Origin of the sequence: Flavobacterium sp. F52, from assembly GCF_000278705.1 — a bacterium.
GTDB classification, from domain to species: domain Bacteria; phylum Bacteroidota; class Bacteroidia; order Flavobacteriales; family Flavobacteriaceae; genus Flavobacterium; species Flavobacterium anhuiense.
On record NZ_AKZQ01000037.1, the window covers coordinates 384,073 to 407,928 of the forward strand.

Below are 23,856 nucleotides of genomic sequence, written 5' to 3' on the forward strand. Positions count from 1 at the left end.
TTTTGTAAACTTTTTTTAATAGAAGTTAGACAGAATTTAAAACAAAAGGTTTAATGCGCTTTTGAAATTATTTAAAATTCTGAATCTTCCTCTTGTGCAGGTGTTTGCGCAGGAGCTGGAGTTGGTGCAGCTGGTTTGCGTTTTACAGGTTCTGTACGAGGCTTTTCTGTAGGTTGTTCTGCTCGTGGCTCGCTTGTCATTTCGCCAGTAGTTTCTGGAGCATAGACAGGTTCTGTAGCAACAGGAACTACTTTTGGTTTTATTGGAAAATAAATTTCGGTCACCAATTTAGATGAAGCTTTTACATCCAATTTGCTTAATGTCAAAATTTCAAGATGAGACCAGCTTAAATCTGGAATAATCTTTTGATTGTTTATGTAAGCCGTTGTTTTTGCAATGGCTTCATTCCTATGGGAATAATCTCCATTAAGCGTTGTTTTTACAGCATCGAAACCATTTAATTTTCCTGCTAAAATATCGCTTCCCGAACTTGTTGAAATCTCTTTATTAATAGGCAAACAGATAGAAATCTTTGCTAAACCATTTTTAGTGTCGTAAGTATGATAAATGATAAAAGGTTTTCCTGCCGCAGACAAACCATTTGTTTCGCTAAACTGAATAAGCTTCGGAATTACAATTCTAGCATTCTTGCTTACTTTGGCAATTTCGCTAGTGAAAGTCTGCTTGATATAAGGAGTTTCAGTTTTCTTAACCACTCCATCTACTTTAACAGCATAAGTTTTAGTTTCGTAATCTAAGTTTTTGTCAATATTGGCTAAACTTTTTTCATAGATAGTTCCAATAACTCGGTCAGAACCGCCATGAAGAGCGGTGTATATTTTAAATAGAAAACTCATAGTTCCTTTTCCTTTCCAAGTAACTTTTGTTTTGCCGTTTAAAGTATCTTTTAAGGTCCAGTTTACATCGGCTTCGGTGCCATCAAACTGCATTTTTTGATCGATGCTTTCTCCATCTTTCGTTTTAAGAATAATAGAATTTCCTTTTCCGTCTGCACCATCCCAATAAAATGTAGCGCCATTGCCACTGGTTTTATTAGCATAAGTCATTTTAATCGTAGGATCTTCAACAGACCATGATTCAAAATCTTCGTAATTTCTAAAGTCATTCAGGTAGTTATAAACCGTTGCACGAGGCGAATTTATGACTTTACTTCTTTCTACAGAAAAATCTCCTTTCTGTGTAGCAACAAAAACAGTAAGAGCAACAAAGCTTAAAAGTGCAAAAAGAAATAAATACTTTAGAATTTTCATGGTAGATTGTTTGGTTTCGGTAAAGTTATAAATTTTATTATGAGTCTTACTAATAACCCCTAATTATTAGGTTTTATTTTATCTCGACCAGAATAATTTATCTTTTTAGAAAGATTTTAATTACGAACAAAAGGACAATGAAAAGCAGAAAGGCAAGGAGTACTTTGTAATTTCCCTTGTAGAAAACTTTGTGTAATTTCAAATCTTTTCGATAAGCAAATATCATAATGATTACAAAAGCGATAAAAAAACATACTCCAAATAGTAATTGTCCTTGACTAAACATAATTATAAAAATTTTTAGCAAATTTAGAGATTTGTAAACGATTTGCTGCTAAATTGCCTTTTCATTTCATTCAATAATTTTTCAGATTATTAGAAAGTGATTTAAATTAGCAAAAAAAGAAAACTACTATATGAAAAAACAACTTGACGCCGTAACCGAATTTCACACTGCTTTTAAAATTGGCCACAGTTTAACTCCAATTGCCGATGTAGGAGCAGAGAAAAAATTACTTCGTTATAATTTAATGAAGGAGGAAAATGAGGAATATTACGAGGCGGTTCAAAATAATGATTTGGTTGAAATTGCAGATGCACTTGGAGATATGATGTACATCTTGTGCGGCACAATTATCGAGCATGGACTTCAGGATAAAATTGAAGCTGTTTTTGATGAAATCCAACGCAGTAATATGAGTAAATTAGGAGAAGATGGGAAGCCAATTTACCGCGAAGACGGAAAAGTAATGAAAGGCCCAAATTATTTTAAACCTGATTTTTCGAAATTATTGTAAAGAAGTTAACGCAAAGAACGCTAAGTTTTTTTTTTGCAGTTCTTAGAAAAAGGCAAGTTCGCAAAGCTTTACGTTATTTTTGTCATTTCGACGAAGGAGACCCGAGCGATAGCGAACAGGCGAAGCAAATCTTCGCAAGTAACGGCAACGAGAAGCTAAAATTTAATAATAAAGGAAAAATGAAAAACCCGATAAAACTAAATTTATCGGGTTTCTTTTTTATATGGTTTTGGATTATTGAACTTTTACTGTCCATCCAAAAGTATCTTCAGAAAGTTTGTTCTGAAGATTTGTTAATTTTTCTTTTAAGAAAGAAGCATAAGAATTTTCGATTGGAGCCATTTCAAAATACTCATCTTTATACGAGAATCCTTTGATAACGCTGATTACAGCAGCAGTTCCTGCTCCGAAGATTTCTTTCAAAGATCCGTTTTTAGCAGCTTCTACCAATTCAGAAACAATTACAGGACGAACTTCTACTTTTAATCCTTCTTTTTCAGCCATTGCAATCAAACTTTTTCTGGTCACACCATCTAAAATTCTTTCGCTTGTTGGAGCTGTTAATAAAGTATCGTTAATTCTGAAGAACACGTTCATTGTTCCAGCTTCTTCTAATTTTGTATGCGTTGCATCATCTGTCCAGATAACTTGTTGGAAACCGTCTTTGTTTGCTAAGTTAGTTGGGTAAAATTGAGCAGCGTAGTTTCCTGCAGCTTTTGCAGCACCAATACCGCCGTTTGCAGCTCTACTGAAATGTTCAGCAATGATAACTTTTACTTCACCTCCGTAATATGCTTTTGCAGGAGAAAGTAAAATCATAAATTTATATTCATCAGAAGGATTTGCAATTACTCCAGGACCTGTAGCAATCATAAAAGGACGAATGTACATACTAGCTCCGTTTCCTCTTTGAATCCAATCTTTGTCTAATTTCAATAATTCATTTAAACCATCCATAAAAATAGCTTCTGGAACTTCTGGCATTGCCATCCTTACAGCAGATTTATTAAAACGTTTGAAGTTTTCATCTGGTCTAAACAACCAAACATCATTATTATCATCCTTATAAGCTTTCATTCCTTCAAAAATCGCTTGTCCATAATGGAAGACTTTTGATGACGGATCCATTAAAATTGGAGCATAAGGCTTAATGACAGGATTTTGCCATTGCCCGTTTTTAAAATCGCATTCGAATAAATGGTCTGTAAATACAGCACCAAAACTTAAGTTGTCAAAATCTACTTCGTTTATTTTTGTAGAAGTAGCTTTAATGATTTCAATTTTGCTCGTTTGAGTTGTACTCATAGTTATGTATGTTTTTTGTGAGATATTCTTCACTCTCAGAAATCTAAAGTGATGATATCGTGTAAAATGGAATTTATCGAATGCAAAATTACGTAAAAATCTGTAAAATGCTTAGTGAAAATTCATTATTTATAGGTTTTGATTGAGATTTGTTTATCCTATAATAAACTCAAATATTTAATTGATTTTTATAAAGATTTTATGAAAAAAGTGTCGTTTTTTAAGGCTTTACGCATTTGTTTTGACTAAATTTGATTATTGAAATGGCTTGAAAATCAACAATAAGCTATTATTAAATTCTTAAAAGGTGAAAAGAGAAATAATTAAAACGCTAGATGGCTCAACTACAATTCGTTTGCCTGAATGGGACGAGTGTTATCATTCAAAACACGGTGCAATTCAGGAAGCAAAACATGTTTTTATTAAAAATGGTCTTTCATTATTTGAAAATCCGATAAGGATATTAGAAATAGGTTTTGGGACTGGTTTAAATGCTTTTATCACGTATTTGGAAGCTATTAGAAAAAATCAGAAAATAGACTATGTTGGCGTAGAGGCTTATCCTGTTGATGCAGATGAAATCTTGGAGATGAATTATGCTGATGAACTCGAGGCATTGGAATTTGAGAACATTTTTGAAAAAATGCATAAAAGTGAATGGAATGAAAAAATAGAAATTTGCGACCTGTTCTCGTTAACAAAAAGAAAACAATTTTTTCACGAAATAAACGATTTTGAAATTTTTGATTTGATTTACTTTGATGCCTTCGGATATAGAGTACAACCGGAGCTTTGGAGTACTGAAATTTTTCAGAAAATGTACAATAGCTTAAAACCAAACGGCGTTTTGGTTACCTATGCTGCTCGAGGAGTTGTGAAGAGAAGCATGATGGAAGTTGGATTTACGGTAGAAAAATTAACAGGACCTCCAGGAAAAAGGGAAATGTTTCGAGCTTTTAAAACGGTTCAAATGAATAATTTAGAATAATTCTATATTGATTTATTTGTTTTAAGAAAACGTATTCGTTGCTAAAGTTTTTTAAAAAATAAGTTAAAAGTAATGTTTATGTTGGTTATTTGTTTAAATTTGGTGCGAGTTTAAAAAAATAGATAACCCCCGAAAATCTTATTTTATTATGTCAAAAATGATGTTTGATTACACGAAATCAATACTTGAAAGAGTTAGTTTCGATCCGGTACTTTTCTGCAAAGAGTTAGAAAAAGCTATCAAAACACTGTTGCCTTACGAAATGGAACAATTGCAAGAGTGGTTACTGAATTTCGTTGTCGGAAAACCAGAATTAAAACAAAGTCTACAACTAATTAAAGTATAAAAAGAAAGGAGCCAAATTGGCTCCTTTTTTATTGCGCTTTCTTTTGTAATGGACTGATGATTTGAACATTCTGAAAAACAATTGCGCCTTTTACAACGCCTGCGATTGTAGATCTGAGTGCATCAATGATTTGCATCTTTAATTCGCTCTTTGGGTAAATCAAACTTACCTCTCGAGCTGGTTTTGGTTCCTTAAAGTTACGAAGCTTCAGTTTATCGGATTCTTTTAAGTCTAAGGTGTGCAAGTACGGAAGTAACGTTGTACCAAGGCCTTCGTCTGCCAATTTAATTAAAGTTTCAAAACTTCCGCTTTGAATCTGAAAATTATTTTGATCGACGTCAGAGACGCTTTTACATAAATTCAAAATGCCGTCTCTAAAACAGTGACCGTCTTGTAAAAGCAGAATTTCATTGAGGTTTAAGTCGGCTACTTCAATTTCTTCTTTCTGAAAACTAGCATGATGCTCAGGAATGTAGGCTACGAATGGTTCAAAGTACAATACAATTTCCTTGATTTTTTCGTCTTCAAGCGGCGTTGCGGCAATTGCAGCATCTAGATGCCCGTTTTTTAGTTTTGTAATGATTTCCTCTGTATTCAGCTCCTCAATTAAGAGTTTTACTTTTGGATATTTCTTAATGAAATTATTCAGAAACATAGGCAGAAGTGTAGGCATAATCGTTGGAATAATTCCTAAACGAAATTCTCCGCCAATAAAACCTTTCTGCTGTTCTACGATATCTTTTATGCGATCGGCTTCGTTTACGATGTTTTTCGCCTGGCTGACAATTTTTTGTCCTATATCAGTAAGCTGAATCGGTTTTTTGCTTCTATCGAAGATTAAGATATTAAGCTCCTCTTCAATCTTTTGTATCTGCATACTTAAAGTTGGCTGTGTTACGAAGCATTTTTCAGCAGCAAGAGTGAAGTTTTTATGCTCAGCAACCGCTAACACATATTGCAATTGAGTTATAGTCATGTTGATAGTAATTTGTGATGCGAAAATAAGAAAATATAATTTTTATTTATATATATTTTAGTAAAGTTACTCTAAATTTGTAGTAAATTAGTGTAAAAAATAAGATTATGAAGACAAATATTTTAGGATTACCAGTAAAAGAATCAGAATTGTTAGTACAAGAATTGAATGTATTATTATCAAATTTTCAAGTATATTATCAAAACTTAAGAGGGATTCACTGGAATATTCGCGGAAAGCGCTTCTTTGATTTACATGTTAAGTTTGAAGAATTATATACAGATGCACAACTTAAAATAGATATGATCGCAGAAAGAGTGCTAACAATAGGAGGAACGCCTCTGCATACTTTTGAAGATTATATTCAAAATAATAAATTGACGGTTGGAAAGAATATTTCTAACGATGAAAAAGCAGTTCAATTGATTGTTCACTCCTTATCTGATTTATTAAAAATCGAAAGAGAAATATTGAACAAATCTGACGAAATTAATGATGAAGGAACTAATTCTATGATGAGCGACTTTATTGCTGAGCAGGAAAAAACAATTTGGATGATGAATGCTTGGTTAGAAGAATCGTTATAATGTATTGGTTTTTAATAAAATAGAAGCAGAATGGGATGAAAATTGCATTCTGCTTTTTTGTTTGTGTTAAATTTCTATAAAAATCTCTTTGATTTTATTTGTTTAACGCTATTTTTGCTTTGATGAAATTTATAGCCCGCATATTATTATTCATTTTTATTGCCTTCTTATCGACCCCAACAATTGTTCAGGCGTTAAAGAAAGGGAATAATACGGCTATATCTTTTAGCATTGCTGAAGAAGAAGTGCATAAAGAACTTAAAAATGTAGTTCACCCTACAATTCTTGAGCATGAAGTTTTGATTCCGGTTTATATCGAGAAAAAAACAATTATTTCTGAAAATATTGTCAAACTAGACAACATATCTCCGAGCATATTTGCTCCACCGCCAAACGTAGCATAATACTTCCGATTATTTTGATCTTTATCCGCATTTCTATTGAGATGTGGCAAATCTTTAATGAATAATTTTTTTAGTATTATATTATGACAAAAAAAATCAATCTTTTTGCTAACCTTAAATCTGATTTTGCTTCAGGTTTAGTGGTTTTCTTGGTGGCTCTTCCATTGTGTTTAGGTATTGCAATGGCTTCTGGAGCACCGTTATTTTCTGGAATTATCGCTGGTGTTGTGGGTGGTATCGTTGTAGGATATTTAAGCCAATCACATATTAGTGTATCAGGTCCAGCTGCTGGGTTAACCGCTATCATTTTAACCGCTATTACCGATTTAGGTGCGTTCGATGTATTTTTAATGTCTGTTTTTATTGCTGGACTAATTCAATTAGCATTAGGATTTTTAAAAGCGGGAAGTATATCGAATTATTTTCCAACAAACGTAATCGAAGGTATGTTAGCGGGTATCGGAATTATTATTATCTTAAAACAAATACCGCACGCTTTTGGTTATGATGCCGATTTCGAAGGAGATCAAGCTTTTATTCAAAATGATGGAAGTAATTCGTTTTCATTTTTGTTTGATGTTTTAAATCATATTCATTTAGGAGCTGTTGTGGTTTCGGCAGTTTCATTAGTAATTTTATTAGCTTGGGATAAAGTTCCTTTCTTAAAAAGAATAAAACTGGTTCCAGGAGCTTTAGTCGCTGTTATTGCTGGAGTAGTTTTAAACGAAATATTTGTATCTACAGGAAGCACTTTGGCAATTGCGAAAGAACATTTGGTTTCTTTGCCAGTTCCAAAATCTTTTGAAGACTTTAAATCAATTATAATAATGCCAGACTTCACTGCTGTTACAAATCCGCAAGTTTGGGTGGTTGCTATTACAATTGCCATTGTCGCTTCTATTGAAACTCTTTTGTGTATTGAGGCTTCTGATAGAATGGATGTGCAAAAACGTTATACTGACACCAATGTTGAGCTTAGAGCTCAGGGAATTGGAAACGTAGTTAGTTCGCTTTTAGGAGGACTTCCTATGACATCTGTTGTAGTACGTTCGTCAGCGAATAACAACGCAGGAGCAAAATCTAAAATGTCAACCATTATTCACGGTATTCTTTTATTAATAAGTGTATTGTCTATTCCAGCAATTCTGAACAAAATTCCATTGGCAACATTGGCTACGGTTTTGATTTTGATCGGATATAAATTAGCAAAACCAGCAACCTTTATGCATTTCTGGGAAAAGGGGAAATACCAGTTTGTACCTTTCATCGCAACTTTGGTCTTTGTTGTTGCGACAGATTTGCTAAAAGGTGTTGCGTTGGGAATTATCATCAGTATCATCTTTGTTTTAAGAGGAAACTTAAAAAGAGCTTATGTATTTAAAAAAGAAGAATATGAAGATGGCGATATCATTCATATCGATTTAGCTCAGGAAGTTTCGTTTTTAAACAAAGCGGCTATCAAGCAGACTTTAAATGAAATTCCAGAAAATTCAAAAGTAATCATCAATGCTCATGATACAGAGTATATTGCACATGACGTTTTAGATTTGATTCGCGAATTTAAAGAAACCAGAGCGGTTGATGAAAACATCAAAGTGAAGCTTAAAGGATTTAAAGAAGCATACGAACTAGAAAATACGCCAGAAAATAATAATCATGTTACGATTGAACATTATTATGATGTGGCAAAAAGAGAACTAGTTAAAAGAGAAGTTGTTAGAGAAGAATAATTAAATTTAGGTGTTTTTAAGACCTAAGAAATGTCAAAATTTAGGTAACTTTACATCAAGTTCATTTTTTGAGGCTATTATAACTTAAAAATTACCACACAAAAAAATAAAGAAATGAGAAAATTTTATGAGCAGTTATTAGAAAACAATAAAAAGTGGGTTGAAACTTCATTGGCAAAAGACCCGAACTATTTTGCTGATTTGGCAAAAGGACAACAGCCACCATTATTGTGGATTGGTTGTTCTGACAGCCGTGTTCCTGCAAACGAAATTGTTGGTGCAAAACCAGGAGAAGTTTTTGTTCACCGTAACATTGCCAATATGGTAGTGCATTCTGATATGAATATGCTTAGTGTTCTAGATTATGCCGTAAATGTTTTAAAAATTAAGCATATTATTGTGTGCGGACACTACGGATGCGGTGGTGTGAAAGCTGCAATGGGACATCAATCTGTTGGAATTATCGATAACTGGTTACGTCATATTAAAGATGAATATCGTCTTCACGATAAATATTTAAACTCAATTGAAAATGAAGAAGAGCGTTTCAATGCTTTTGTTGAAATCAATACAAAAGAGCAGGTTTACAACTTAGCAAAAACATCTATTGTACAGAATGCTTGGAAAAATGGACAAGATTTAATGCTTCATGGATGGGTTTACGGATTAAATTCAGGTTTTGTAACAGACTTAAATGTAAACATTGCTTCGAATGATGAACTAGACGAAGTTTACCAATTAGATCTTTAATCGTTAAAAAATAGAAATCGCCCTTAAAAAGGGCGATTTTTTTTTATTCGTTTTCGTCTAAATTCTCATTAAATGCTGATGGAAGCATTGTTGGAATAAACTTAATCAATATCGGCAACAATAAACTTCCTCCGGGAAGTAAAAATATGGTAAGCGATGGAATGGTTTTACAAATGTCTAAAAGCTGTTTTTTTACTTTTTTCTTTTCTTTCGCATCCAAATCTCTAGTGGTAGAGTAGGCAAGTAGCACCATTAATTCCTTACTTTGAACAATTTCTTTAATCAGCCTGTTTTTATTTCGTATGATTAATTTGACTACGCTATGCGTCATTTGGTCATAAAAATGTTTAACAGGATTTGAATAATTAAAGTACGGAATCTTCTTTTTATGTGTGGTGATAAAAGTATTGGTTGTGTCCATACTTTTGGTCACAAAATCATCAGGAACTCCCATTGTTGATCCTAAAGCATATAGAAAATACGATTCTTCGTTTTCCACTACGCCATCACTCCACAAAGCCATTCCGGCCATGTCAATCAGATAATATTGTTCAAGTCTGTTTTTAAAGTAATCAAGATTCAAAGTCTCTAAGGTCTCAACCGTTACTTTTGAAAATTTTGAATAGCGTATAGAAGCTTCAAAAAGTTTAATCAAAAGATCGTCATGCTGCGATTTTACGGTTTTGGTTTTCAAAGCCAAACCAACAATTCCAAGAACTGTTTCTTCAATTCGTTTTAAATATTTTTCAGGAATTTCTCCGTGCTCCAAATATTGTCTGAAAGCTAAAACATCAATAAACAAAAGTGCATTGGTCACCAAATGCGAAAAGTTTTTACTGATGATACTGTCATTGGTTTGAACTCTCTGATCAATAATATTTTCAAGCGATAGAGAAGGAGTATCTTTGGGCAATAAAATTTTAAACAAATTAAATCCTTCCGGGTTCATTTGCTTGTAAAACTTTAAAACTTCAGAAATAAAATTTTTAGGTTCCGAATTTCTTTTCTCTAAGCAAAAAACATGGTAGAGCGTATTAAGTAAAGCGACTTTGGAAATTTCGGTTTTAAACCAGCCTTTTATCGGAATTGGAACTTGCGAATCTATAGCAATAATATGGCCGTAAATGAAACCCGTTTCTCTTACTTTATAGTAAAACAAATCCACAGTCTCAAAAGGAATAGCTTCTGAAAACTTCTGTTCACTAAAAAACTTATCGATCCAGCCTGGTGCTGATGGGTTAATCATTGACTTTATTTTGCTGATGCAAAGCTATGTCTTTTTCTTGTTTTAGAATTCATTTTAAAATGAAATAACCGCTAGATTTTGTTAAAAATAGCGGTTATTCAAATTTTTCTTATTTAATGATTCCTGCGCAAGCAACTCTTCCTCCGGCATTTCCTGTTGGCTGAGTGGTAAAATCGTCTGTTCCTGCATGTACGATTAAACCTTTTCCAAGAACATCTTTGTTAGAATCTCCACATCCAACACACCATTCGTCGGTAGTTAAAGTGATAGATCCATTACCTTTTGCGTCGGCGGTAAAGTTTCCGATATCACCTTTATGATATTCTCCAACTCCCCATTTTCCGTGTTTTTTGAAAGTTGGATTCCAGTGTCCCCCGGCAGAACTTCCGTCTGCAGAGCTACAGTCTGCTTTTTCGTGAATGTGTATGGCGTGAACTCCAGGCTCTAAACCTGTGATTTTTGCTGTAAAAGTTACTTTGCCATTTTTCTCAACAAAAGTAGCAGTTCCGGCTACTTTACTGTTGCTTTTTGGCTCTAGTGCAACAGTCAGAGTTTTAGCATCATTTGATTTATTATTTGTTTTACAGCCAATGATTAAGGCTGTAATTATAGCGAAAGAAACAATTAGTTTTTTCATATTTACGGGCATTTTAATTAAAGATTAAGTAAATTTAACATAAAATAACGGAACTGATTAACTCTAAAAGTTAAAAAAAAGTCAAACTATACGTTATAATTTGATATTGATTGAGTTAAAAACCGAAAATATTGTTTAAATTCGTATAGCTTTTTAACGAATAATTTCTGAAAGCCAATTATCTAATTCGCTCACATTTAATCCTTAATGTTATGATGAAAAAGATTTTTACCCTCGTTTTTTTTAGTTCGTTTTTAATTTCTTGTAAATGCGTAAAAACCGATGCAGTTTCTAAGCTTGATGGAAATTGGGAATTGAATTATATCTCGGACACACAAACCTTTGATGTCTTATATCCAAATAAAAAGCCAAGTATAAATTTTAATACGAAAGAGAATCAGGTATCCGGAAACAACAGCTGTAATTCATACACTGGAAAACTGAATGTGACTGGCAACAAAATTGATTTTACTCAACCCATGGCCGTAACCAAGATGATGTGCTTAGATGGCGGTAAAGGGGAGCAGGCTTACATGAGTACACTGCAGAAAATTACATCATTTGATATAACAGATGATGGCAAAACATTGAATTTTATTTCTGGAGATATTGCCATGATGCGTTTCAATAAAAAATAATGTTATGAAAACGAAATTATCTGTTTTGCTTTTTTTAGTTAGTATTCTAAACTTTTCGGTTTCTGCACAAGAAAAAACAAAAAAAGAACTCAAGCAAGAAAGAGAACTTAAAAAACAAAATGAAATTAAAGCGCTTATAGATAGTCAAAATTTTGTTTTTGAAGCTCAGAAAGCAACGCCTCAAGGCGGGAGATTAATCCAGCTGGACTATAATACTTATTTTTTAAAGTTTAAAGCTGACAGTACAACTTGTGATCTGCCTTTTTTCGGACGTGGTTATAATGTGGGATACAATAGTGATGGCGGAATAAAATTTGAAGGCAAACCCGAAAATATTAGAGTTGAAAGTAAAAAGAATAATACTATTCTAAAAGCGACAGTAAGAGGGAAAAGCGATGTTTATGATTTACTGTTTTCTATCTTTTATAACGGAAGCACAACACTTTCTGTCAGTAGTAATAATAGAGGCCCAATTAGCTATGATGGAATAATATATGCTCCCAAAACAGCGGAGAAACAATGATATAATTCATGGGGTAAACTTGTCACAAATTCGTCTGAATATATGGTAAGAATCTTTTTTTGGTTAGTAAAGTGGCAGTTTTCGCTTTTGGTTTTCTTTTTTGGTGTGTTGTCCCTATCTGCTCAGGATTTGGAACCTCGAGCGTATGCTAATGTTCCTAAAGATTTAAATGTAATTGCTGCAGGTTATGTTTTTATAAATGGAAATGTGCTTACAGATCCTTCTCTACCTATAAAAGATTTTACACTTCAAAGCCATAATATGGCTGTGAATTATATTAGAACGTTTGGATTGGCAAATAAATTGGCTCGTATACAGGTTGGACTGCCTTTTACTTTTATGGATGGATCTGCTGTAGTTAGTGATCAGCTGGTTACTGGCTCAAGAACTGGTTTTGCAGATATGAAAGTGCGTTTTGGAATTAATTTGCTAGGTTCTCCTGCACTTGATAGATCTGAATTCAGAAGTTTTGAGCAAAAAACAATTCTTGGAGTCAGTTTGGTTACTTCAATCCCAACAGGAAGATATTATGGAGATAAACAAGTAAACATTGGAACAAACCGATGGGCTTTCAAGCCAGAAATAGGAGTATCGAAACGGTTTGCTCATGTGTATGCTGAGGCTTATGGCGGGGTTTGGTTTTATACGGATAATAATGATTATCTAGGAAAAAAATTAGAGCAAAAACCAACCTACAGCCTTCAGGCGCATGCAAGCTATTATTTTAAAAATCAAATGTGGGTTGGTTTTAATACGACTTGGTTTTTTGGGGGCCGAACTATTACTGATGGCGTTTCGGATGATAGCCAGATTGATAACTGGCGCGTAGGAGGAACTTTTTCTACTCCAATTGCAAAAGGGCAATCCATTAGATTTCAATATCATATTGGGGCATATACCAACAACGGACTAAATTATTATGCGCTTTCAGCAGTTTACCAATATTCTTTCTTTTAAAATGTTATTTTATTTAAAGTGTTTAAAATCAGTATATTTGAGTATGCATATATTTTTAAAAACAAATTTAAAATTAAAACTATGAAAAAATTAGGACTTATTCTTATCATGGCGGCAGCCTCGTTTTCATCTTATGCACAGTCTTCTTATAAAGAAGATTTAGAAGTAGTACAAAGTGTTTATGGAAAATCTAAAGCAGATCTGGTAAAACAGTACATGAACTTATCTGATGCACAAGCCGCTGCTTTCACTAAAGTTTATGATGACTATGAAACGTCGCGAAAAGCCTTAGGACAGACAAAATTTCAACTATTAAATGATTATGCAGCTAATTATGAAACTTTAACAGATGCAAAAGCTGATGAGTTGGCAAAAGCTACTTTAAAAAACCACGTTGATTACGAGAAGCTTTATTCTAAGACTTATAATCAGGCAAAAAAAGCAATTGGTTCAATAAACGCGGCAAAGTTTATTCAGCTTGAGGTTTATCTTCAAACTATAATAAGAAGCGAAATTTTAGAAGCAATTCCGTTTATTGGTGAAATGGACAAAAATAAGACTAAAACGATGTAAATATTCGTTTATAAAAAAAGGGAATCAATTTGATTCCCTTTTTTTATTTTTCAGTTTTAACTTTGTAAATCTCATTTACCATTCCGTCGCGGAAACTGTCTAGAGTAAGTTCCCAGAACATGATGCCACCTAGTTTTTTTGCTTTTACATATTCCGCTTTAGCTCTGATAGATTTTAAATCATCTGATGTAGCAAAAGTTTTAGTTGATGCATTGTACCAATATGGCGCTTGAGCTTTTTCATCATAAAAATATTTCCAGCCGTTTGCTTCTGTGTATGTTGTAGCGTAGTTTTTAAAGTCAACACCTTGAAAGTGCTCTCCTGCTTGGTATAATCCGTTATTGATGTTTTCTACATTTTTCCATTGTCTGGTATAAAATGCACCTCCAATTACCAATTTTTCAGCAGGAACACCTAGTTTCAATAAAAATTCAACGGCTCTCTCTGTAGATTCTTCTTTCGGATTTGTGCTGTATAAAGGCGTGTGGTGACCAGTAACTTTTGAATATCCGTTTACTAAATCGTAACTCATGATATTAATGCGGTTTACAAAAGGAGCAACTGCTTTCCAGTCAATAGATTCATCTAAACATTTTTGGAAGCCTCCTGCAGCAAAGCTTAATTCATATTTTTTACCTAAAGTAGAACGTAATATTTTGATTAGTTCTGTAAAATTAGGTTTGTCAGCAGGTTGATATAAATGTCCTGGAAGTCCTTCAATCGATGGATATTCCCAATCCAAATCTAAACCGTCAATTTTAAAATAATCGCTTACTTCCTTTACAGACTTTGCAAATTTTAAGCGTCCTTCAGCAGTTGAGAATGCTTGAGAACAAGGTTCGCAGCCCCCCCATCCTCCAAGAGATACAATAATTTTCAACTGTGGATTTTTTGCTTTAAGAGAAACTAAATGTTTGATAGTGATAGAATCTTTGGCAGAATCAACACTTAGTTTTCCATCTTTTAAATGGCAGAAACTAAAAATAATCTGGTTTAATTTTCCAACTTCATATTTATCAATAAGTTGAGAATCGCCAGTGTAATAAGCAATAATGTCCATTTTTTTATTTTTTTGTGCGAAGACAGCTGTGAAGCAAAAGCACAATAAAAATGATGCAATTAGGTTAATTTGTTTCATTTATTTTGTTTTTATAGTTTTTAGAATGTTAAATATACTGTAATGCATTTTATGTTTAGCTATTCCGTATGAGTCTATAAGCTAATTTTAACAAATATTTTGCAAATCGCTGCAAAAATATTGCGACGTATAAGAAATATCTTTCGATAAGCATATTAAAAAAAAATAAACCCGTGCAGTTTCGGACTTGCACGGGTTTATAACAAATTAAAAGCTAAAAACTATTTTGAAATTAGAAGCAGTATGAATTTTCTGCAACTAATTTTTCTGCAATTTTTTCTCTTAACGCTACCACGTTTGGCAGGTTAGTATATTTAGTGAAACGTTTAAGTCCCATTAACATCATACGTTGTTCGTCACCTTCAGAGAAAGAAGCAATTCCTTCTTTTCCTCTTAAGTTTACGATATCAACCGCTTTGTACAAGTATAATTTTGCCATAGCAATTTGCTCTTGAACTTTATCTTCACCTTCTTTTTTAGCTAATTTCTCAGTTCTCAAAATTGTACTTTCAGCCATGTAGATTTCGATCAAGATATCAGCAGCAGCCATTAATAACTGTTGGTGAGAATCTAATTCTGGTCCGTATTTTTGAACAGCGCTTCCAGCAACCATTAAGAAAACTTTTTTCAAGTTCGCTACTATTGCTTTTTCTTCTGAAAATAATTCAGAGTAGTCTGGAGCATCAAAAGATGGAATTCCCATTAATTCTTCCTGAACTTTCATTGCTGGTCCTAGTAAATCAACGTGTCCTTTCATAGCTTTTTTGATCAGCATACCTACAGAAAGCATTCTGTTGATTTCGTTTGTACCTTCGTAAATACGAGCGATACGAGCATCTCTCCAAGCACTTTCCATTGGAGTATCTTCAGAGAATCCCATTCCACCAAAAACCTGAATACCTTCGTCAGAACAGTTTTGAACGTCCTCAGAAACCGCAACTTTCAAAATAGAACACTCGATAGCGTATTCTTCAACACCTTTCAATTCTGCTTCTTGGTGAGAAGTTCCTTCTGCTTCACGAGCAGCGATTCTGTCTTCGATATCTTTTGCGGCACGGTACGAAGCACTTTCTCCTGCGTAAGCATTAGTTGCCATTTCAGCTAATTTAGAACGGATAGCTCCAAAAGATGAAATAGAAGTATTAAACTGAATTCTTTCGTTAGCATATTTTACAGCTCCAGAAGTAACTCTTCTTTGTGCATCTAAACAAGCTGCAGCCAATTTAATACGACCAACGTTTAAAGCATTCATCGCGATTTTGAAACCGTTTCCTCTTTCAGATAACATGTTTTCAACAGGAACTTTTGTTTCGTTGAAGAAAACCTGACGAGTAGAAGAAGCGCGGATTCCTAATTTATGCTCTTCTTCATTCATAGAAATTCCATTTGAAGGATCGTTTTCTACAATGAAACCTGTAATGTTTTTATCATCTCCAATACGAGCAAAAACGATGAATAAGCTGCAGAAACCTGCATTTGAAATCCACATTTTTTGTCCTGTAATTAGATAATGAGTTCCGTCTTCAGATAAAACCGCTTTTGTTTTCCCTGAGTTAGCGTCAGATCCTGCACCTGGTTCCGTTAAGCAATAAGCTCCAAACCATTCTCCAGAAGCTAATTTCGGAACGTATTTTTTCTTTTGTTCTTCAGTACCATAAAGTGTAATTGGCATAGTTCCAATTCCAGTGTGAGCACCAAAAGCAGTTGAGAAAGAACCCGTTGCTCCAGAAATGTAGTCGCAAACTAACATTGTAGAAACAAATCCCATTCCTAATCCGCCGTATTCTTCTGGAACTGCAACTCCAAGAAGTCCAAGTTCTCCAGCCTTACGCATAGAAGCTTCTGTATACGCATAATCTTTTTTCTCAAAACGATCTTTATGCGCCCATAATTCTTTGTCAACGAACTCTTTTACAGAGTCACGCATCATTAACTGCTCCTCAGAGAAATCTTCTGGTGTGAAGATATCCTCGCATTTTGTTTCTTTAACTAAAAACTGACCACCACGAGTCACGTTTTTTTCGATTGTATCTGCCATTGCTAATGTTTTTTGTATGTTTTTTATTTATGGTTTTTGTACACAATCTTGTCATTTCGACGAAGGAGAAATCTTCACTACGATTTTCCACATGGTTGATAATCTTTGCAGAGCTACTTGCGAAGATTTCTCCTTCGTCGAAATGACAAACTGAACGTATACTTTACTTAATAATACTTTCTTATAAAACCTCGTAGATTCCAGCACTTCCTTGTCCAGTTCCCACACACATAGAAACGATTCCGTACTTATTACCTCTGCGTTTCATTTCGTCGAATAACTGTACAGAAAGTTTAGCTCCAGTACATCCAAGAGGGTGACCTAAAGAAATTGCTCCACCGTTTACGTTTACGATTTCTGGGTTAATGTTTAATTCGCGAGTAACGGCTAAAGCTTGTGAAGCAAAAGCTTCGTTTAATTCAATTAACTCGATATCGTTCAATGTTAAACCAGCTTGTTTTAATGCTTTCGGAATTGCTTTTACAGGGCCAATACCCATAATTCTTGGCTCAACACCAGAAGAAGCAAAGTTTACCAAACGTGCGATCGGCTCAAGGTTTAACTCTTTTACCATTTCTTCGCTCATGATTAAAACGAAAGCAGCACCATCGCTCATTTGAGAAGAGTTACCGGCAGTTACACTTCCGTCAGCAGCAAAAACTGGTTTTAAACCCGCCAAAGCTTCTTTAGAAGTTCCGGCTCTTGGCCCTTCGTCTTTGTTTACAACGTATGATTTAGTTTCTTTTTTACCATTTTCATTGATGAAAGTCTGTTCAACAGTAATCGGAACGATTTGTTTGTCGAATTTTCCTTCTGCTTGTGCTTTCAACGCTTTCATGTGAGAGTTGTAAGCAAACTCATCCTGATCTTCTCTAGAGATTTTATATTGGTTAGCAACCGCTTCAGCAGTTAAACCCATTCCCCAGTAGTAATCTTCGTGACCTGCAGCAGCAACTTTATAATCCGGAGTTGGTTTGTAACCTCCCATCGGAATGTAACTCATACTTTCTGCACCACCTGCAATGATACAATCTGCCATTCCTGATTGGATTTTAGCCGTCGCCATTCCGATAGTTTCTAATCCAGATGCGCAGTAACGGTTTACGGTAACCCCAGGAACGTCTTCAACTTTTAATCCCATCAAAGAGATCAAACGTCCAACGTTAAGACCTTGTTCTGCTTCCGGCATGGCATTTCCTACCATAACGTCATCAATACGTTTTTTATCAAAATCTGGCAATTCGTCCATCATAAACTGAATGGTTTCAGCTGCTAATTCATCAGGTCTTTTAAATCTAAAAACACCTTTTGGAGCTTTTCCAACTGCTGTTCTATATGCTTTTACTATATATGCTGTTTTCATTTGTTTTTTGTTTTTTAAGATTGGTAGAAGAAAGATGCAAGAAGCAAGATTTCAAAACAGAGTTTTGTCTTTTCTCTTGCTTCTTTCTTCTGTATCTATTTTTCTAGTTACGAAGCGGTTTTCCTTTAGTCAACATGTATTGAATTCTTTCTAAAGTCTTACGCTCTGTACATAAACTCAAGAAAGCTTCACGTTCGATATCTAATAAATATTGTTCAGATACTAAAGTTGCTTCAGATAAATCACCTCCAGCCATTACGTAAGCCAGTTTGTTAGCGATTTTCTTATCGTGCTCAGAAATGTATTTTCCAGCTTGCATTTGATCTGTTCCAACTAAGAACATTCCCAAAGCTTGTTTTCCTAGAACTTTAATATCATTTCTTCTAATTGGCTGTGTATAACCCGCTTCTGCCATTAACAATGCATGTTTCTTAGCTTCAGCAATCTGACGATCTTTGTTTACTACGATAACATCTTTTCCATGTTGAAGAAGTCCAGTGTCAAAAGCTTCGTAACCAGAAGTCGAAACTTTAGCCATTGCGATAGTCAAGAAATACTCCTGTAGAACGTTCAATTCCACATCATTTTTGCGGAATAAATCTGAAGCTCTTAAAGTCATTTCTTTAGAACCACCACCACCAGGAATAACTCCGACACCAAATTCAACTAATCCCATGTAAGTTTCTGCAGCAGCAACAACCTTATCAGCATGTAAGCTCATTTCGCATCCACCGCCAAAAGTCATTCCGTGAGGCGCAACCACAACTGGAATAGAAGAATAGCGAACACGCATCATAGTGTCTTGGAACAATTTAATTGCCATATTCAATTCATCATATTCCTGCTCAACCGCCATCATGAAAATCATTCCGATATTAGCACCAACAGAGAAATTCGCTGCTTGGTTTCCAATAACTAAACCTTGGTGTTCTTTTTCTGCTAATTCAATTGCTTTGTTGATAGCAGAAAGTACGTCGCCACCAATTGTATTCATTTTAGATTGGAATTCTAAGTTTAAGATTCCGTCTCCTAAATCCTGAATAATTGCTCCACTGTTGCTCCAAACTTTTTTGCTTTCGCGAATGTTGTTCAGAATAATGAATGAATCTTGTCCAGGAACTTTTTCTTGTGATTTTGTTGGAATGTTGTAGAAATAAGTAGCGCCTTCTTTTACAGTATAAAAACTTTTGCTTCCAGAGGCCAACATTTCATTTACCCATGCAGCAGGTTCTAAACCTTCTGCTTTCATGATTTCAATTCCTTTTTCAACACCAATAGCATCCCAGATTTCGAATGGACCATTTTCCCATCCAAAACCAGCTTTCATGGCGTCGTCAATTTTGTAGAATTCATCTGTGATTTCAGGAACTCTGTTAGAAACGTAAGCGAACATTCCAGCAAAACTTTTGCGGTAGAATTCACCTGCTTTGTCCGTTCCTTTTACTAAAACTTTAAAACGATTGATCGGTTTGTCGATAGTTTTAGTTAATTCTAAAGTTGCAAAATTTGCTTTTTTTGCAGCTCTATATTCTAATGTATCTAAGTCTAAAGAAAGAATATCTTTGTCTACTTTTTTGTAGAAACCTTGTCCGGTTTTGCTTCCTAACCAGTTATTTTCCATCATTTTGTTAATGAAATCAGGAAGTTTGAACAATTCGTGCTGTTCGTCGTTTGGACAGTTTTCGTAAATACCGTTGGCAACATGTACCAAAGTATCCAATCCAACAACGTCAACTGTACGGAAAGTAGCTGATTTTGGACGACCAATTACTGGTCCTGTCAATTTATCAACTTCTTCGATTGTTAATCCCATTTCTTTAACTAAATGGAATAAACTTTGGATTCCGTAAATACCAATTCTGTTTCCAATAAACGCCGGAGTATCTTTAGCAACAACCGAAGTTTTTCCTAAGAATTTAGATCCGTATTCGTTTAAGAAATCCAATACTTCTTTTGAAGTTTTTGGACCAGGAATAATTTCAAATAATTTTAAGTAACGCGCAGGGTTAAAAAAGTGAGTGCCGCAGAAGTGCTGTTGGAAATCTTCGCTTCTTCCTTCACTCATAAAGTGAATTGGAATACCAGAAGTGTTTGAAGTAACCAAAGTTCCCGGTTTACGGAATTTGTCGATTTGTTCAAAAACCAATTTTTTGATATCCAAACGCTCAACAACAACTTCAATAATCCAGTCTACATTGGCAATTTTTGCCATATCATCTGTCGTATTTCCAGTAGTGATTCGGCTTGCGAATTTTTGACTGTAAATAGGAGATGGTTTTGATTTTAATGAATTCGCCAAATGTTCGTTTACCACACGGTTGCGAACGGCTTTACTTTCAAGTGTTAATCCTTTTTTAGCTTCAGCTTCGGTCAGTTCACGCGGTACAATGTCCAGAAGTAAAACTTCGACACCAATGTTAGCAAAATGACAAGCTATACCTGAACCCATAATTCCGGATCCAATTACAGCAACTTTTTTAATTGTGCGTTTCATATTTGTTATTATTTGTTTTTTACAGAATCAGGGCTATCAAAATTGATTACTTTTCTTCTGTGTTTTCTGTTTGATTAAATATGTTTTTATCGTGAATCAGTTCGTTGATGATTTCAGAAACTTCAATAAAATGATTCAGTTTTTCTTCTGAGACATGTTTTCTAACGGTTTCATTAAACTTTAGAACTGTATTTTTAGATAAATCTCTTTTTTCTTTTCCAAATTCGGTAAGATAGATTAGAACACCTCTACCGTCACTTGGATTTTTCTTGCGAACAATCAAACCTTTTTCTTCCATAGATTTTAAGGTTCTTGTTAAGCTTGTGGCTTCCATTCCCATTCTTGGGCCGAGAGCCGTTGACGGAGTTCCTTCTTCCTTGTCCATACTTAAAAGAGCAAATCCTGTTGCCATTGTTGCATCGTATTTAGCAGCTTCTTCATTATACATTCTTGAAACAGCTTGCCATGTTGCTCTCAAAATATAATCTATCGTTTTGTCTTTCATAGGTAACTATATCGATTTCAAATATAATTAAAAAATACTATGCATGCATATAATTTTTCAATAATTTTTTGGTTAGTTATAAAATATCCCTGATTTAGAGGGTTTTGGTTGTTTATTTTAAGTGTAATATACTATTCTTTTTTTAGATTTTAACATTTTTAATGCTGTAAAAATCTTTTTTTAGTTTTTAAAACGCATTTAATTCTGTATTCTGTAAAAAATTATGCATTTATTTCAGTCGTTTCTTTTGGATCATAGCGTGAAATAGCGTCTTGAAGTATCTTTTTCATACGATTTCTAAGACCTTCTGGTCTTAAAATCTCCAAACAGCTTCCAAAACCTAACAGAAGACGTTCCATTTCATAATTTGGTACTACATATATATGTATAATAATACTGCCGTCTTCATTTTCTTTGATTAATCGCTGAGAAGTATGCAAAGGTTTGGTAAGTACATAAGGCGCATTCGAAGCATCGACCCATAATTCAATACGTCTTGCATTTAAACCTGAATTTACGGTAACGCCAATTACATCTTTATAATAAATGTCGGCATCAAAATCTTCTTCTAAGTATGGATGATTAAAATCGTAGTCAATAGAAATGATTCTGTCCAAAGCCAAATTGGTAATAGGCTGTGATGCTTTTTTCTTTCCGATTAAAAACCAGCGATTATTAAATTCTTTCAAGATAAAAGGATGAAAATGGAATTTCGTCTCTTCAGCAGATTTAAAAGATTTATAAGTAATAATCAGAACCATCTTTTTGATAATTGCCTGATATATTTCATCCAAATAATGCAGTCCTTTTAGTTTTTCATTTTTATCCAGATAAATAACGGGTTTGGTATGCGATTTCTCAGCATAGATTTTATCTTCTAATCGCTGCAAAATATCCGAGACATCATTAAATAAGGAGAAATCTTTAAATTGCTTCAACATGGAAACGGTTTCTGTCAAAACATTCATATCGGTTTCTGTCAGCGGAATATTGGTTATCGAAAAATCTTCGTCTTCATATTTATAATACTTTTTATCATAAACCACGATTGGTGCATTATAACCCAATTTTTCACTTCGCATCAGCTGAATATCCATTTGTATTGTTCGTTTACTTATTGGATTTTGGCGTCCTTCATATTCAAATAATGCCTCAGAACATTCTTCGATTAAATCTTCGAGTGTCCATTGCCTGTATTTATTTTGAAGGCATTTATCGATTGTCTTGTACCGAATTAAGGCGTTTTTGTTTTGTGACATTGGTTGCGTTGTTTAAACGTAGAGACGCAATTCATTGCGTCTAAACATTGTGGATATTCGTTGTGGATATTCGTTGTGCAAAATCATTGGCTGTGCATCTACATTGTAGATATATTCGTTGTGTAGACGCAATGAATTGCGTCTCTACATTAATAATGAAATCTCTTTTTCAATATTAATTCTCGCTTTTTCTTCATATAAATTCCTAAACTCATTGGTTTGAAAAATAAACTCGTTTTCCAGAAAATGCTTCAACGCTTTCGCGCGCCCGGGTTTGTAGAGAAAATCAGGATAAATGCGGTATTCTTTTCTAATCTGTTCGAAATAGATTTGATAATCGTCCCAATCTTTAGCGAGGATTTTCAAATCAAAATCGATTAGCCAATTAATATCTTCAATTGCATTTTGCTGATGTTGCTGTGTGGCGCAGATTGCATCAAAAACTAATTGTTTATTTAGGATGCTATTTTCAGATAGAATTGACAAAGCATATTCAGCACTTTTGAGTTCGTTATCTTTTTTGGATGCCGAATAAATAAAATCATGATAAAAAATCGAAAATAATATTTCATCTGGTTTTTGAAGTTTGTCTTTGTAAATTTCAAAACTATCAACCATTTCTTTTAAATGCGTAAGATTGTGATAATGTCTTGATTTTTTGGAATATGCCTTTTCTAAATCCAGCCAGTTTTGCTGAATTTCATTTGCTGAAAAGCCAATATTCGAGAGTAAATCAGAATAAATTTCTTTTAAATTCATCTTGTTTTTTACTCAAATTTAAAATTCTTTTTTTACTGCGCAAAATAATTGCGTAGTGGTTTTGAAATCTTTGCTCAAGAAATAAAACAAACAGTATTTCTTAAAAATGAAACAAAAATTTTACTGCGCAAAATAACTGCGTACTAGTTTTAAAATCTTTGTTCAAGAAATAAAACAAACGTTCATAGAAATAAAAAAAAGAATAAAACAGGTCAAGTTTGAGTTACTTCGAAACACTTTCCACGTACACACTTACACCATTACCTTTTTATTTTTCAATCATAATTGGGGCAGTAGCTCAGTGGTAGAGCAGGTAGTTTTGAAATTATCAATCAAAAGGTCAATCAAAATTTACTTCTTACACTTTTAATGTCCGTGTCGTGGGTTCGAATCCCACCTGCTCCACAATTAATGGTCAATTAAAACTTACTTCTTTAGGTTCGACTCCTAACTTCCGAAAGGAGGTTGCTGGTTATTAAGTTTTAAAATTATCATTAATAAAAAACGAGGGTCAAGATTAACTTACTTCTTTCGCGGTAGCCCGCTCCATTTTAGCTTAGTTAATCAATTAT

23 protein-coding genes and 1 tRNA gene are annotated in these 23,856 nt (G+C 34.0%); 12 read left to right on the plus strand and 12 right to left on the minus strand.

All coding sequences use genetic code 11. The features are described from left to right. Positions 1-71 precede the first annotated feature (71 nt). Positions 72-1,271, minus strand: a complete 1,200-nt coding sequence (locus FF52_RS20170; RefSeq protein WP_008468480.1) for an SRPBCC family protein — start codon at positions 1,269-1,271, stop codon at positions 72-74. A gap of 416 nt (positions 1,272-1,687) precedes the next feature. Here FF52_RS20170 and FF52_RS20180 point away from each other — a divergent pair, with 416 nt between their 5' ends. Continuing rightward, entirely contained in the window at positions 1,688-2,068 is a 381-nt protein-coding gene (locus tag FF52_RS20180) for a nucleoside triphosphate pyrophosphohydrolase family protein (RefSeq protein WP_008468482.1), read from the plus strand. Between the two features lie 234 nt (positions 2,069-2,302). On the opposite strand, the gene FF52_RS20185 is transcribed toward FF52_RS20180, so the two are convergent. Beyond that, positions 2,303-3,373, minus strand: a complete 1,071-nt coding sequence (locus tag FF52_RS20185) for a branched-chain amino acid aminotransferase (protein WP_008468483.1) — start codon at positions 3,371-3,373, stop codon at positions 2,303-2,305. Between the two features lie 307 nt (positions 3,374-3,680). Between FF52_RS20185 and mnmD the strand changes: the two genes are divergently transcribed. After that, a complete protein-coding gene (mnmD, locus tag FF52_RS20190) occupies positions 3,681-4,361 on the plus strand; it encodes a tRNA (5-methylaminomethyl-2-thiouridine)(34)-methyltransferase MnmD (RefSeq protein WP_008468484.1) in 681 nt (226 codons plus the stop codon). A 148-nt stretch (positions 4,362-4,509) separates the two neighbouring features. Beyond that, positions 4,510-4,707 (plus strand): hypothetical protein, encoded by a 198-nt coding sequence (locus FF52_RS23925; RefSeq protein ID WP_008468486.1) that lies wholly within the window; start codon positions 4,510-4,512, stop codon positions 4,705-4,707. 28 nt (positions 4,708-4,735) lie between these two features. On the opposite strand, the gene FF52_RS20200 is transcribed toward FF52_RS23925, so the two are convergent. Then, complete coding sequence (locus tag FF52_RS20200; RefSeq protein ID WP_008468488.1) at positions 4,736-5,683, minus strand: LysR substrate-binding domain-containing protein; 948 nt, start codon at positions 5,681-5,683, stop codon at positions 4,736-4,738. Between the two features lie 107 nt (positions 5,684-5,790). Between FF52_RS20200 and FF52_RS20205 the strand changes: the two genes are divergently transcribed. The 4 genes from FF52_RS20205 (at position 5,791) to can (ending at position 9,154) form a co-directional block, all read left to right on the plus strand. Further along, complete coding sequence (locus FF52_RS20205; protein WP_008468490.1) at positions 5,791-6,270, plus strand: Dps family protein; 480 nt, start codon at positions 5,791-5,793, stop codon at positions 6,268-6,270. Between the two features lie 122 nt (positions 6,271-6,392). After that, positions 6,393-6,674 (plus strand): hypothetical protein, encoded by a 282-nt coding sequence (locus tag FF52_RS20210; RefSeq protein WP_035692090.1) that lies wholly within the window; start codon positions 6,393-6,395, stop codon positions 6,672-6,674. A gap of 83 nt (positions 6,675-6,757) precedes the next feature. Then, on the plus strand, positions 6,758-8,404 hold the full coding sequence (locus FF52_RS20215) for a SulP family inorganic anion transporter (protein ID WP_008468496.1): 1,647 nt from the start codon (positions 6,758-6,760) through the stop codon (positions 8,402-8,404). A gap of 114 nt (positions 8,405-8,518) precedes the next feature. Beyond that, a complete protein-coding gene (gene can, locus FF52_RS20220; protein ID WP_008468497.1) occupies positions 8,519-9,154 on the plus strand; it encodes a carbonate dehydratase in 636 nt (211 codons plus the stop codon). A 43-nt stretch (positions 9,155-9,197) separates the two neighbouring features. On the opposite strand, the gene FF52_RS20225 is transcribed toward can, so the two are convergent. Both FF52_RS20225 and FF52_RS20230 read right to left on the minus strand, forming a co-directional pair. Beyond that, positions 9,198-10,400: an LETM1-related biofilm-associated protein gene (locus FF52_RS20225; RefSeq protein ID WP_008468499.1), complete on the minus strand. Its 1,203-nt coding sequence runs from the start codon at positions 10,398-10,400 to the stop codon at positions 9,198-9,200. 109 nt (positions 10,401-10,509) lie between these two features. Beyond that, positions 10,510-11,037 carry a superoxide dismutase family protein gene (locus tag FF52_RS20230; protein WP_008468500.1) on the minus strand — a complete coding sequence of 176 codons (528 nt, stop codon included), beginning with the start codon at positions 11,035-11,037 and terminating at the stop codon, positions 10,510-10,512. 212 nt (positions 11,038-11,249) lie between these two features. Here FF52_RS20230 and FF52_RS20235 point away from each other — a divergent pair, with 212 nt between their 5' ends. From FF52_RS20235 to FF52_RS20250, 4 genes are all read left to right on the plus strand, one after another. Continuing rightward, positions 11,250-11,675, plus strand: coding sequence for an META domain-containing protein (locus tag FF52_RS20235; protein ID WP_035692018.1), 426 nt, complete (start codon positions 11,250-11,252; stop codon positions 11,673-11,675). A gap of 4 nt (positions 11,676-11,679) precedes the next feature. Then, positions 11,680-12,198 (plus strand): DUF4251 domain-containing protein, encoded by a 519-nt coding sequence (locus FF52_RS20240; RefSeq protein ID WP_008468505.1) that lies wholly within the window; start codon positions 11,680-11,682, stop codon positions 12,196-12,198. Between the two features lie 42 nt (positions 12,199-12,240). Further along, entirely contained in the window at positions 12,241-13,155 is a 915-nt protein-coding gene (locus FF52_RS20245; RefSeq protein ID WP_008468507.1) for a transporter, read from the plus strand. Between the two features lie 81 nt (positions 13,156-13,236). Next, the gene (locus tag FF52_RS20250; protein WP_008468509.1) at positions 13,237-13,728 is read left to right on the plus strand and encodes a hypothetical protein; all 492 of its coding nucleotides are present in this window, start codon (positions 13,237-13,239) and stop codon (positions 13,726-13,728) included. A gap of 43 nt (positions 13,729-13,771) precedes the next feature. On the opposite strand, the gene FF52_RS20255 is transcribed toward FF52_RS20250, so the two are convergent. The 7 genes from FF52_RS20255 to FF52_RS20285 all read right to left on the minus strand — a co-directional run bounded on the left by FF52_RS20255 (position 13,772) and on the right by FF52_RS20285 (position 23,284). Further along, positions 13,772-14,788: a glycoside hydrolase family 18 protein gene (locus FF52_RS20255; protein WP_008468512.1), complete on the minus strand. Its 1,017-nt coding sequence runs from the start codon at positions 14,786-14,788 to the stop codon at positions 13,772-13,774. 310 nt (positions 14,789-15,098) lie between these two features. Continuing rightward, a complete protein-coding gene (locus FF52_RS20260; RefSeq protein WP_008468513.1) occupies positions 15,099-16,904 on the minus strand; it encodes an acyl-CoA dehydrogenase family protein in 1,806 nt (601 codons plus the stop codon). 181 nt (positions 16,905-17,085) lie between these two features. Continuing rightward, positions 17,086-18,267, minus strand: coding sequence for a thiolase family protein (locus FF52_RS20265; RefSeq protein ID WP_008468516.1), 1,182 nt, complete (start codon positions 18,265-18,267; stop codon positions 17,086-17,088). A 103-nt stretch (positions 18,268-18,370) separates the two neighbouring features. Next, entirely contained in the window at positions 18,371-20,761 is a 2,391-nt protein-coding gene (locus tag FF52_RS20270; RefSeq protein WP_008468518.1) for a 3-hydroxyacyl-CoA dehydrogenase/enoyl-CoA hydratase family protein, read from the minus strand. A 46-nt stretch (positions 20,762-20,807) separates the two neighbouring features. Further along, the gene (locus FF52_RS20275) at positions 20,808-21,266 is read right to left on the minus strand and encodes a MarR family winged helix-turn-helix transcriptional regulator (RefSeq protein ID WP_008468520.1); all 459 of its coding nucleotides are present in this window, start codon (positions 21,264-21,266) and stop codon (positions 20,808-20,810) included. Between the two features lie 221 nt (positions 21,267-21,487). Next, positions 21,488-22,525, minus strand: a complete 1,038-nt coding sequence (locus tag FF52_RS20280; RefSeq protein ID WP_008468522.1) for a helix-turn-helix transcriptional regulator — start codon at positions 22,523-22,525, stop codon at positions 21,488-21,490. Between the two features lie 144 nt (positions 22,526-22,669). Next, a complete protein-coding gene (locus tag FF52_RS20285; protein WP_008468523.1) occupies positions 22,670-23,284 on the minus strand; it encodes a hypothetical protein in 615 nt (204 codons plus the stop codon). Positions 23,285-23,571: 287 nt separating this feature from the next. On the opposite strand from FF52_RS20285, the gene FF52_RS23695 reads away from it, so the two are divergent. Further along, positions 23,572-23,689: transfer RNA gene (locus FF52_RS23695), tRNA-OTHER, on the plus strand. Positions 23,690-23,856 lie beyond the last annotated feature (167 nt).